Below are 12343 nucleotides of genomic sequence, written 5' to 3' on the forward strand. Positions count from 1 at the left end.
CGGGAAACAGAATACGGGGCTATAGCTCAGTTGGTAGAGCGCCTGCATGGCATGCAGGAGGTCAGGAGTTCAATTCTCCTTAGCTCCACAGAGAACGGAGCGGGTCGTCCGATGCGGACGGCCCGCTTCGTCGTGTGTGCCCTGCGGGGCGAGTGCCCCGGCCGTCCGGTCTCGGCGGCGGTTCCTCCCGGGTTGCCCTGATATCTGGTCAGAGGGCCGTCCGTTATGGCGAGTTGAATGTTCGCTCCCTGTCCATTCGTGGTCAGTCCTTGCCGTTCCTTGGCCTCTTCTTGGTGATCGCATGTCCCTGACATGAACGGTTCACCGAAAGAGTGGCGCATCGCGTGAACGTCACATCCCACGCATTCACCGCTTGTGCGGTGCCGCGCACCTGCGTACCGGCGCAGCGCGGCACCCGCAGCGCACCGCATCGCCACAGCAGGGGGTTACATGAGATCCAGCCGCACCAGATCACCCCGCGCCCGCGCCGGTCTGGCCTGGGCAGCGACGCTGCCGCTGGTCGCCGGCGCGCTCGCGCTCGGCGCACCCGCCGCCGACGCCGCGGGCCACGACGGCGGACGGCACGCACTGCAGGGCACCAAGCCCCTGTGGGCCACCCGGCAGGCCGACCGGGGCGACACTTCCGCTTCTGCGGGCGTCACCGCCCGCGTCTACCTGGCGGGCCGTGACGCCAAGGGGCTCGCGGACTACGCCAGGGCCGTGTCCGACCCGCACTCCGCCGCGTACGGGAAGTACCTGAGCCCCGGCCAGGTGCGGGCCCGCTTCGGTGCCACGCACGAGCAGATAGCCAAGGTGACCGACTGGCTGAAGAAGTCCGGCCTGGCGGTCACCGGCACCACCAACCGGTATGTGACGGTCAAGGGCGATGCGGCCGCCGCCGAGCGCGCCTTCGCCACCGACCTGCACAATTACCGCAAGAGCGGCCATATTTACCACGCCCCGTCGACCACCGCCTCCGCGCCCGCCGCCCTGGCCGACTCGGTGCTGACGGTCACCGGCCTGGACAACGCACCGCGGATGGCCCGGCACCACTCCGGCGAACTGCCGCCGCCGGAGGGCGTCTTCCGCAACTCCGGTCCGTTCTCCTCGTACTACGGCTCCAGGACGGACAAGAAGCTGCCGTCCGCCTACGGTGGCAAGGCCCCGTACGCGATCAAGGGCTACACCGGCAAGCAGCTGCGCGCCGCCTACGGGGCGAAGAAGTGGACCGGCAAGAACGTCACCGTCGCGATCACCGACGCCTACGCCTCGCCGACCATCGCCCAGGACGCGGACACGTACGCCGCCCGTAACGGCGACCCCCGCTACCGCCGCGGCCAGCTCTCCCAGGTGCTGCCCAAGGACTACACGCACATCGAGGACTGCGGCGCGGCCGGCTGGTACGGCGAGGAGACCCTTGACGTCGAGGCCGTCCACGCGGTCGCCCCCGACGCCGACATCGTCTACGTCGGCGGCGCCTCCTGCATGGACGACGACCTGATCGACTCGCTCGGCAAGGTCGTCGACGGGCACCTCGCCGACATGGTCTCCAACTCCTGGGGCGACCTGGAGGCGAACGAGACCCCGGATGCGGCGGCCGCCTACGACCAGCTCTTCCAGCAGGGCGCGGTGCAGGGCATCGGCTTCTACTTCTCCTCCGGCGACGACGGTGACGAGGTCGCCAAGACCGGCACCAAGCAGGTCGACAGCCCGGCGAACTCCCCCTGGGTGACCGCGGTCGGCGGCACCTCCCTGGCCGTCGGCAAGCACGACGCGTACCAGTGGGAGACCGGCTGGGGCACCCAGAAGGCGCTGCTGTCCAAGGACGGCAACGACTGGACCGGCTTCCCCGGCACCTTCAACGGCGGCGCCGGCGGCGGCACCAGCAAGACCGTGGCGCAGCCCTTCTACCAGCGCGGCATCGTGCCGGACGGGCTCGCGAAGGCGAACGGCGGCGGCGCGATGCGCACCATCCCGGACATCGCCGCGGTCGCCGACCCCAACACCGGGTTCCTCGTCGGCCAGACCCAGACCCTGCCGGACGGAAAGCTCGGCTATGACGAGTACCGCATCGGCGGCACCTCGCTGGCCGCACCGGTGATCGCCGGTGTCCAGGCGCTCGCGCAGCAGGCCCGGCACGGCGTCGCCATCGGCTTCGCCAACCCCGCCATCTACCAGCGCTACGGCACCGCCGCCTACCACGACGTCACCGACCACCCGCTGGGCGCCGGCCGTGACCTGGCCGTCGTCCGCGTGGACTACGTCAACGGCGTCGACAGCAGCAAGGGCACCACGACCTCGCTGCGCAGCCTGGGCAAGGACAGCTCGCTGCACGCGGGTGTCGGCTACGACGACGTCACCGGCGTGGGCTCGCCGGGCGCCGGATACGTGAGCTCCTACCGCCCCTGACAGGGGCGCGCGGCACCGCCGGCCCGCGCCGTCCGTGACCCCGGTGGGGCGGCGGCGGGAGTGCGGCGTCACGGGGGCGGGGCCCGTGTTGGGGGAATCCTCAGCGCGGGCCTCGTACGCCCTGCGGTACCCTGACGCCATGCGTGCCGTACGCCTTCTGCTTAGCGGGCCGCGCTGATCAGTACCGACGGATGACAGAACCCGTCGGAATCGGCGCGGCGTCCCCTCCTGTGCGAGGGGTCTTTTTGTTTCCGGCGTGCCGGGATTGTGGCGCGTTTCCGCAGGCAGAGACGATCGATGGAGCTTTGAGGACGATGAGCGAGACGACCACTGCTGCCGAGGTGGCAGCACCGCACCGCTATACGGCAGCGCTGGCCGCCGACATCGAGGCCCGCTGGCAGGACTTCTGGGAGACGGACGGGACCTACGAGGCCCCGAACCCCACCGGGGGGCTGGCCGGCGACGCCGCGGTGGCGGCCCGCCCCAAGAAGTTCATCATGGACATGTTCCCGTACCCGTCGGGTGCGGGCCTGCACGTCGGCCACCCGCTGGGTTTCATCGCCACCGACGTCTACGCCCGCCACCAGCGCATGACGGGTCACAACGTCCTGCACACCCTGGGCTTCGACGCCTTCGGCCTGCCCGCCGAGCAGTACGCGGTGCAGACCGGCACCCACCCGCGGGTCTCCACCGAGGCCAACATCGTGAACATGCGGCGCCAGCTGCGCCGCCTGGGCCTGGGCCACGACCAGCGCCGCTCGGTCGAGACGATCGACCCCGCGTACTACAAGTGGACCCAGTGGATCTTCCTGCAGATCTTCAACTCCTGGTACGACCCGGAGGCGGACGCGGCCCGCCCCATCGACACCCTGGTCGCGCAGTTCGAGGCCGGCACCCGCCCGACCCCGGACGGCCGGGACTGGAGCGCCCTGAGCCCCCTCGAGCGCGCCAACATCCTGGGCGAGTACCGCTTGGCGTACGCCTCCGACGCGCCGGTCAACTGGTGCCCCGGCCTGGGCACCGTACTGGCCAACGAGGAGGTCACCGCGGACGGCCGCTCCGAGCGCGGCAACTACCCGGTCTTCAAGGCCAAGCTGCGCCAGTGGAACATGCGCATCACCGCCTACGCCGACCGGCTGCTGAACGACCTGGACGCGCTGGACTGGCCGGAGGCCATCAAGCTGCAGCAGCGCAACTGGATCGGCCGCTCCGAGGGCGCCCGGGTCGACTTCCCGGTGGGCGACGACAAGATCACCGTCTTCACCACCCGCCAGGACACCCTGTTCGGCGCGACCTACATGGTGCTGGCGCCCGAGCACCCGCTGGTCGCCGGCTCCGACAACGGCACCGGCACCGGCACCGGATCGATCGTCCCGGAAGCCTGGCCCGAGGGCACCCACGACGTCTGGACCGGCGGGCACGCCACTCCGGCCGACGCCGTCGCCGCCTACCGCAAGCAGGCCGCCTCCAAGTCGGACGTCGAGCGGCAGGCCGAGGCCAAGGACAAGACCGGCGTCTTCACCGGCGCCTTCGCGACCAACCCGGTCAGCGGCGCGCAGGTCCCGGTCTTCATCGCCGACTACGTCCTGATGGGTTACGGCACCGGCGCGATCATGGCCGTGCCCGCGCACGACAGCCGTGACTTCGCCTTCGCCCGCGCCTTCGAGCTGCCGATGCGCTGTGTGGTCGAGCCGTCGGACGACCGTGGCACCGACCCGTCCACCTGGGACGACGCCTTCGCCTCGTACGACGCCAAGATCGTCAACTCGTCGGGCGCAACGATCTCGCTGGACGGCCTGGGCGTGACGGCGGCCAAGGAGAAGATCACCGACTGGCTGGCCGCCGAGGGCATCGGCGAGGGCACCGTCAACTTCCGGCTGCGCGACTGGCTGTTCAGCCGGCAGCGCTACTGGGGCGAGCCGTTCCCGATCGTCTACGACGAGGACGGCGTGGCACACGCGCTGCCCGCGTCGATGCTGCCGCTGGAGCTGCCCGAGGTCGAGGACTACTCCCCGCGCACCTTCGACCCGGATGACGCCGACACCCAGCCGGAGACCCCGCTGTCCCGTAACGAGGACTGGGTCCATGTCGACCTGGACCTGGGCGACGGCAACGGCATCAAGCGCTACCGCCGCGAGACCAACACCATGCCCAACTGGGCGGGTTCGTGCTGGTACGAGATGCGCTACCTGGACCCCGGCAACGCCGACGCGCTGGTCGCCCCTGACATCGAGCAGTACTGGATGGGCCCGCGCGAGGGTCAGCCGGCCGGCGGCGTCGACCTGTACGTGGGCGGCGCGGAGCACGCCGTGCTGCACCTGCTGTACGCCCGCTTCTGGTCCAAGGTGCTGCACGACCTGGGACATGTCTCGTCCTCCGAGCCGTTCCACAAGCTGTACAACCAGGGCATGATCCAGGCCTTCGTCTACCGGGACAGCCGCGGCATCGCCGTCCCGGCCGCCGAGGTCGAGGAGCGCGACGGCGGCTACTACTACCAGGGCGAGAAGGTCAGCCGTGTCCTGGGCAAGATGGGCAAGTCCCTGAAGAACGCCGTCACTCCCGACGAGATCTGCGCGGAGTACGGCGCGGACACCCTGCGCCTGTACGAGATGGCGATGGGCCCGCTGGACGTGTCGCGGCCGTGGGACACCCGGGCCGTCGTCGGCCAGTACCGCCTGCTGCAGCGTCTGTGGCGCAACGTCGTCGACGAGGCGACCGGCGCGGTCACCGTCGTCGACACCGAGCCGGACGAGGCCACCCTGCGGGCCCTGCACAAGGCGATCGACGGTGTCGGCCAGGACCTGGCGAACCTGCGCTTCAACACCGCCATCGCCAAGGTGACCGAGCTGAACAACCACCTGACCAAGACGGGCGGCCCCGTTCCGCGCACGGTCGCGGAGCGGCTGGTGCTGCTGATCGCCCCGCTGGCCCCGCACATCGCCGAGGAGCTGTGGCGCAAGCTGGGCCACACGGACACCGTGGTGCACGCGGACTTCCCGGTGGCCGACCCGGCGTATGTCGTCGACGAGACCGTGACCTGCGTCGTGCAGATCAAGGGCAAGGTCAAGGCCCGTCTGGAGGTCTCCCCGTCGATCTCCGACGCGGACCTGGAGGCCACGGCACTGGCCGAGCCCGCCGTGGTCGCGGCGCTGAACGGGGCGGGCATCCGGAAGGTCATCGTCCGGGCGCCGAAGCTGGTGAACATCGTCCCGGCGTAGGCCGGTGGCGGGCGCCCGGGAGTGGTTCCGGGCGCCCGGGTGGGGGGCTTGCGTGTGGTGCCGCCCCGGTGGCCGGGGCTTCTGGTCGCGTGTGCCGCCGCTGCCTCTGTCGCTGCCGCTGTCGCTGCGGCGCCGGTGCCATGGGTGGTTTCCCCTACGGGCAGGTTGGGGGTTCGTCCGGAACCCGTGACCTGCCCGAGCCGTTTACCGTGGAGGGACAAGGGCGCGGGCGAGGAACCGGCGCCGCCGACACGTCTGGGGAGCGCCCATGGAAGCTGCTGTCGCCATCGTCGGGCTGCTCTTCGTGCTGTTCGTCCTGGCAGGCGTGTTCGTCACGGTCAAGGCGGTGACGGCGGCCAAGCGCGGCGTCGACCGCACGGTCGCCCAGGCCCGCAGAACCGTCGAGGACACCAGCCTCCGCGCCCGGCAGTTCGCCCAGCCCGGCGTGGTCGGCGAACTCGCACAGCTGCGTCTCTCGCTGCGTACGTCCATGCGCGCCACCCAGGAGGCGCTTCGCGGCGGCTCCTCCGACGACGCCTCCCTGAGCGAGGCGATCGGGCTCTTCGAGCGGCTGAGCGCCCATGGCCACGAGCTTGACGACGCACTCAAGCGGCTCGAACGCGAGCCCGACCGGGCCACCATCGCCGCGCGCCTCCCGGAGCTCAGGGAGCGCACGGAACGGATCACGCACTCCGCGGAGTCGCTGCGCTGGGCCGCCCGGGACCGCGCCCGCAAGTTCGCGGACGACGATCTGGCGGCGCTGAGCGACCAGATCGACGTCGAGGCGGGGGCGCTGCGCCACTGGACCCGGGTCGAGGACGCCGCGGACCCGCTGCGGGACCCCGTACAGCCGCCTGCGGACGGGGCGTCAGGGGCGCGTGCTGACGACGGGGGCCCGGACGACGGCGTCCGTACGGGCCGGCCTTCGGCGTCCGAGGGGGGCCACCCCGCGGAGCAGGCCCCCGAGGGCCCGCAGGCGCTGACCGCCCGTGACCCGCGCACCCAGCCGTCCTACCCGTGGGAGAAGACGCCACGGACACGGACGCCGCGGACCTCACGGCCGCCACGGACGGAGGACACGACCAACGGAGGTCACGACCAGGTGAGGCCGTAAGAAGACCTCGATGAGGTGAGGTGAGGGGGTGGGTGGGGGCGGGGCGGGACCCGGGGAGACGGAGAGGAAGCCCGGAGCGTCAGCGGCGTCGCGCGGATCTCGGGTCCGCGGACGGGGACGAGGACGTGGCCGGGGACGGCATGCTCCGGCGCCCTCTTGGCAGAGCCTTGGGGAAACCTGGAAGATCTTGGGGAGGGGCCCGCACTGTGCGGCGTCCGGATCCCCGGATAACCTCCCATTCATGTCCCGCCATGTCGCGATCGTCACCGATTCCACGGCCTACTTGCCGCGGACGGCTGTCGAGCGTCACCGCATCACGGCCGTTCCGCTGACCGTCGTCCTGGGGGACCAGGCCTTGGAAGAGGGCACCGAGATCTCCGCGAGATCCGTCGCCCAGGCACTCCAGAAGCGCCGGCCGGTGACCACTTCCCGGCCCGCCCCCACGATGTTCGCCGACACCTACCGCAAGGTCGCGGCGGCCGGTGCGAGCGGTATCGTCTCGCTCCATCTGTCCTCGGAGATCTCCGGTACGTACGACGCGGCGGTACTGGCGGCCAAGGAGGCGCCGGTACCCGTACACGTCGTGGACACCGGCATGGTCGCGATGGCCCTCGGCTTCTGCGCTCTCGCCGCCGCGGAGACGGCGGAGGCGGGCGGGGACATCGACGAAGCGGTAGCCGCCGCGGAGAAGCGTGCCGCTGCCACCTCCGCCTACTTCTACGTCGACACCCTCGACTATCTGCGCCGCGGCGGCCGTATCGGTGCCGCCCAGGCGCTGCTCGGCTCCGCGCTCGCCGTCAAACCGCTCCTGCAACTGGCCGACGGGCGGATCGAGCTGCTGGAGAAGGTCCGTACGGCGTCCAAGGCGATCGCACGGCTGGAGGAGCTTGCCGCGGAGCGGGCCGGCGAGGGCCAGGTCGATATCGCGGTGCACCATCTCGACGCGGCGGAGCGCGCGGATGCTCTGGCCCAGCGGCTCCGGGAGCGGGTGCCGGGGCTCAACGAGCTCCTGGTGAGCGAGGTGGGCGCGGTGATCGGCGCGCATACGGGTCCGGGGCTGCTGGGGGTCGTGGTTTCGTCGAGGTGAGGGGGGGAGCGGTGGCACCTCCTGTGGGTGACGGAGTTGTCCACAACTCGGCCTTCGTCCACCGGAATTGCGGCAGCTCAGCGAGATCTGCGGGACGTGCTTAGCGTCGATCGGTATGAACTCCTTTCGCTCTGCGTGGGTGGCCTCCCCGGCCTCATCATCTGCTTCCGGATCTGCTTCCGGGTCTGCTTCCGCCCCGTCGCTTTCGTCGGCGTTGCCGGTCTCTTGGGCCTTGCCGCGTCCGGCGTTCTCGGTCGGGGCTTGGGGTCCTCCGGGTCCTCCGGGTCCTTCGGGGCCCTCGGGACCGGTGCCCTCGGGCTCGGCCTCCTTGGGTTTGGCCTCTTCGGGCGTGACCGCAGCTTCCGTTTCCCCGTTCACCACCGCTGGCTCCCTGGCTCCGTTCGGCGCGTCGGAGCGGCGGGAGTCGGAGCGCGAGCGGGTACGGGACCGGGTCGCGGCAATCTTCGGCGAGGTGGGCGCGGGCGCGGGCGCGGGTGTGGGCGCGGACGCAGGTGCGGATGCGAGTGCTGGGTCGGCGGGGCCAGGTGACGAGACTGGGCCGGGTGATGGGACTGGGCCGGGTGATGGGACTGGGCCGGGTGGGGAGGCGGCTGCGGTGGCCGGGGGCGGCCCGCCGCCTCCGGGGCACGGTCCGCCGCCTCCTGCGGGCGATCCGCCGGGGCCGCGCCGACGGGAGCGGGTGTGGCTGGCCGTACACGAACGGCTGCCGCTCTGGGTGCAGTTACGGTGCGGCGCCGACCCGAAGATGCTCGCCGCCCTGGTCCTGGTGCTCGTGCTGGCAGTGGGATGGGCCGTACAGCACTTCTGGGCCGGCCGCCCCGAACCGGTACGGGCCCCGGCGGCCGAACGGCCCGCGGCGTCCGGACCCGCGCCGCACCCGCCGGCCCTGCCGTCGTCGTCCGCCGCAGCCATGGCGCACGGCCCGCCGGGCGGAGCAGGCCGGCAACTTGTCGTCGATGTCACGGGCAAGGTCCGGCACCCGGGCATTCACCGGATGCCGCCGGGGGCGCGGGTGATCGATGCGCTGCGGGCCGCCGGCGGAGTGCTGCGGGGAGCGAGCACCAGTGGGCTGAACCGGGCACGCCTGCTGACCGACGGCGAACAGATCGTGGTCGGCGCTGCCGGGGGCGCAGCGGGTACCGGGGGCGCTGCCGGGCCCGCCGGCCCGGGGGCATCCGGGACGGGAAGCGGGTCGCCAGGGGCCGGAGGCGGTCCGGCCGGACCGGTCAGCCTCAGCACGGCGACCGAGCAGCAGCTCGATTCGCTCCCCGGAGTGGGCCCCGTTCTGGCCCGGCACATCGTCGAATTCCGCACCCAGCACGGCGGGTTCACCTCGGTGGACCAGCTCCGTCAGGTGACCGGCATCGGTGACCGCCGCTTCGCCGATCTGCGGCCGCTGGTCCAGCCGTGACCGGTCTCCGCACCATCGTGCACGCCACGGCGTCGTCGTCGCGCGGTGCCTCGGACCCGCATCAAGAGGGCCCGGCCGATCTGCGGCTGGTCGCGCCCGCGCTGGCCGCCTGGGCGGGGGCGGTGATCGGCCTGGGCGCCCCCGGCGGGGGAGTGGCGGTGGTCTGCGGTGCGGCCGTGGTGCTCGCGCTGTGCGCGTGGCGGATGGCTGTGGTCCGGCGCGGGGCGGAGGGCGTCCCGGAGCGGGCCGGGCTGCCCTGCGCCGGGTCTGAGCCGGGAGCTTCCCGGCGAGGGCCGGGGCCGCTCCGGCCGCGCTCTCCCCGCGGCTGGTCCGCCGGGGCGTTCGTGGCCCTGGCCGCGGTGCTGCTGTGTGGTGCGGCGGGGGCCGCGGCCGCGGCGCTGCATGCGTCGGATGTCCGCCGCGGACCGCTGCCGGCCTTGGCGGAGCACTACGCGGGACTCACGGCGGAGCTGGAGGTGAGTGGTGATCCACGACTGACCCGCCCCAAGGTACGGGGCTCCCAACGGACGCCCCCGGTACTGGTGTTCACGGCCGATGCCGTCCGGGTCACGGCACCGGGCGGTGCGGTCACCACCGTACGCACCCCAGTGCTGGTGGTCGTACAGCATCGTGGAGGGGGAGACGAAGCGCACGGCTCCGGGGCACGCGAGAGCCTGTCGTCGGCGTGGCGCGGGCTGCTGCCGTCGACACGCATCCGGGTGACGGCGCATGCCGCGCCACCGCTCTCGCAGGCCGACCAGGTCGCCGCCGTGCTCCGGGTCACCGCTGAGGCGCCACCGGCCAAGGTCGGTGCCCCGTCCCCCCTGCAGCGGCTGGCAGGACACCTGCGAGCCGGGCTGCGCGAGGCCACCGACGGGCTGCGCCCCGATGCCCGCGCCCTGCTGCCCGGCCTCGTGGTGGGTGACACCTCACGTGTGCCGCCGGATCTCGACGACGCCTTCCGTGCCACCGACCTCACCCATCTGCTGGCCGTCTCCGGCAGCAACCTGACGATCGTGCTCGCCCTGCTGATCGGGCCGCCCCACCTCGCGACGCGCGCCGAGCGCCGCGGGCTGGCACCACGCCTGGGCCTGTCGCTGCGCGGCACGGCCGTCATCGGCGGTGCGCTCGCGCTCGCCTTCGTCGTGGTCTGCCGCCCGGACCCGAGCGTGCTGCGGGCCGCCGCCTGCGGCCTGATCACACTGCTGGCCATCGGCACCGGCCGCCGTCGCTCGCTGCTCCCCGCCCTCGCCGCCGCGGTTTTGCTGCTGCTCCTCTACGACCCTTGGCTCGCCCGTAGTTATGGCTTTCTGCTGTCCGTCCTGGCGACCGGCGCGCTGCTGCTGCTCGCGCCACGCTGGAGTGCCGCCCTCCAACGGCGCCGGGTACCGCCCCGGATCGCCGAGGTGATCGCCGCCGCGGCCGCTGCCCAGGCGGTCTGTGCACCGGTGGTCGCCGTGCTGGCGGCCCGGGTGGGCCTGGTCGCCGTGCCCTGCAATCTGCTGGCGGAAGTGGCCGTGGCACCCGCGACGGTGCTGGGCTTCGCGGCCCTCGCCGCCGCCCCGGTCGCGTTGCCGGCCGCGCAGGCGCTGTCGTGGTGCGCGGGCTGGCCGGCTGAATGGATCGCCGGCGTCGCCCGTACCGCGGCGACGCTGCCGGGGGCGGAGTTCGATTGGCCGGGCGGCTGGGGCGGCGGGTTGGTGCTGGCGGCTGCCCTGGTGGCCCTGGTACCGGTCGTCCGCGGAGTGCTGCGCCGTCCCTGGCTGTGTGTGCTGTGCGTGCTGGCAATGATCTTGGCAGTGTGGCGCCCCGCCCCGTTCACCCGCGTCCTCACCGGCTGGCCGCCGCCGGGGTGGCGGGCCGTGGTGTGTGACGTGGGGCAGGGCGACGGCCTGGTGCTGGCAGCCGGGGACGGTACGGCGCTGGTGGTGGACACCGGACCCGAGCCCCGGGCCATCGACCGCTGCCTCACCGACCTGGGTATCCGCCGTATCCCGCTCCTGGTCCTGACGCATTTCCACGCCGACCATGTGGACGGGCTCCCGGGGGCGCTCCGCGGCCGTGCGGTCGGTGCGATCGAGACCACGAGACTGCAAGATCCTCCGGGTCAGGTGCAGTTCGTACGCACTGCGGCAGCGGCGGCACGGGTGCCGGTCATCCGCGCCGCACCGGGGGAGCGGCGCCACCTGGGCCCCCTCACGTGGGAGGTCCTTTGGCCGCCGGCTCCACCTGCCCTCCCCGGCCCCTCTGGCCCCTCTGGCCCTTCCGGCCCTTCCGGCCCCGCCGGCCAACCGGTCGGTGCCGACGGTCTCGACGTCCTCGACGGCCCCAATGACGCCAGCGTCACCCTGCTCGTCCGTACGGGCGGCCTGTCCCTCCTGCTGCTGGGTGACCTCGAACCACCCGCGCAGCGCGCCCTGCTGGCGGCCCACCCGGAGCTGGGCGGCGTCGATGTCCTGAAGGTGGCACACCACGGCTCCGCCTATCAGGACCCGCCGCTGATGCACCGGCTGGCGCCGCGCCTGGCGCTGATCTCCTGCGGTACCGGCAATCCGTACGGCCACCCGGCGCCCCGCACCATCGCGGCGCTGCGCGCCCAGGGCGCCCGGGTGCTGCGCACGGACACCGACGGAGCCATCGCGATCCTGGGCACCACGGCCAGGCTGTCGGCGACGGTCAACGGCCACCGGACCAAGGCCGGCCCGGTCCCCGGCCGGAGAACCCGGCACCGCCCGGTAACGGACCGCAGAGCCCCGGCACGTCCAGGCGGTGGCCGTCCACCCGGTGACGGTCTGCCCGGCGGCCGTCGATCCGGTGGCTGTCGGCCCCGTCCCCCCGAATACACGGCCTCCCGGGGCCGCCCCGTCTCAGGAGTCCGCGCCCGCGCCGGACCGCGACCCCTCCGTGCCCCTCCCCGAACCCAGCGGAGAGGCCACGTAGGCGGCGGCAGCGGAGAAGGCTGTGCAGGCGGCGGCCGATGGGGCTGTGTGGTGCACGAGGCCGTGAGTCGAGCAGGCAGTGCAGGCCGGGCGTAGCGCGGATGCTGCTGGATCCGGATCTGTAGGATCCGGGGCATGAGGACG

Annotated in this window: 6 protein-coding genes and 1 tRNA gene; all 7 read left to right on the forward strand. The window is 72.6% G+C overall.

Going from position 1 to position 12343, the window contains the following annotated elements; all coding sequences use genetic code 11:
* Positions 1-15: 15 nt before the first annotated feature.
* Positions 16-88: transfer RNA gene (locus ABZ851_RS06210), tRNA-Ala, on the forward strand.
* Between the two features lie 362 nt (positions 89-450).
* Positions 451-2409: a S53 family peptidase gene (locus ABZ851_RS06215; protein ID WP_361122827.1), complete on the forward strand. Its 1959-nt coding sequence runs from the start codon at positions 451-453 to the stop codon at positions 2407-2409.
* A 314-nt stretch (positions 2410-2723) separates the two neighbouring features.
* Positions 2724-5627 carry a class I tRNA ligase family protein gene (locus ABZ851_RS06220; protein WP_361122830.1) on the forward strand — a complete coding sequence of 968 codons (2904 nt, stop codon included), beginning with the start codon at positions 2724-2726 and terminating at the stop codon, positions 5625-5627.
* A gap of 268 nt (positions 5628-5895) precedes the next feature.
* Positions 5896-6741 (forward strand): hypothetical protein, encoded by an 846-nt coding sequence (locus ABZ851_RS06225; protein WP_361122833.1) that lies wholly within the window; start codon positions 5896-5898, stop codon positions 6739-6741.
* 241 nt (positions 6742-6982) lie between these two features.
* On the forward strand, positions 6983-7828 hold the full coding sequence (locus ABZ851_RS06230) for a DegV family protein (RefSeq protein WP_336049041.1): 846 nt from the start codon (positions 6983-6985) through the stop codon (positions 7826-7828).
* Between the two features lie 700 nt (positions 7829-8528).
* A complete protein-coding gene (locus ABZ851_RS06235; protein WP_361122836.1) occupies positions 8529-9260 on the forward strand; it encodes a ComEA family DNA-binding protein in 732 nt (243 codons plus the stop codon).
* Complete coding sequence (locus ABZ851_RS06240) at positions 9257-12295, forward strand: ComEC/Rec2 family competence protein (RefSeq protein WP_361122839.1); 3039 nt, start codon at positions 9257-9259, stop codon at positions 12293-12295. Before ABZ851_RS06235 ends, ABZ851_RS06240 begins: the two co-directional genes overlap by 4 nt.
* Positions 12296-12343 lie beyond the last annotated feature (48 nt).

Source organism: Streptomyces sp. NPDC047049 (assembly GCF_040643995.1).
Classification (GTDB): Bacteria; Actinomycetota; Actinomycetes; order Streptomycetales; family Streptomycetaceae; genus Streptomyces; species Streptomyces mooreae.

What these genes read in the sequence shown, in the direction of transcription:
- ABZ851_RS06215 (WP_361122827.1), top strand. Translation starts at nt 451, where the DNA reads ATGAGATCCAGCCGCACCAGATCACCCCGCGCCCGCGCCGGTCTGGCC.
- ABZ851_RS06230 (WP_336049041.1), top strand. Translation starts at nt 6,983, where the DNA reads ATGTCCCGCCATGTCGCGATCGTCACCGATTCCACGGCCTACTTGCCG.
- ABZ851_RS06220 (WP_361122830.1), top strand. Translation starts at nt 2,724, where the DNA reads ATGAGCGAGACGACCACTGCTGCCGAGGTGGCAGCACCGCACCGCTAT.
- ABZ851_RS06225 (WP_361122833.1), top strand. Translation starts at nt 5,896, where the DNA reads ATGGAAGCTGCTGTCGCCATCGTCGGGCTGCTCTTCGTGCTGTTCGTC.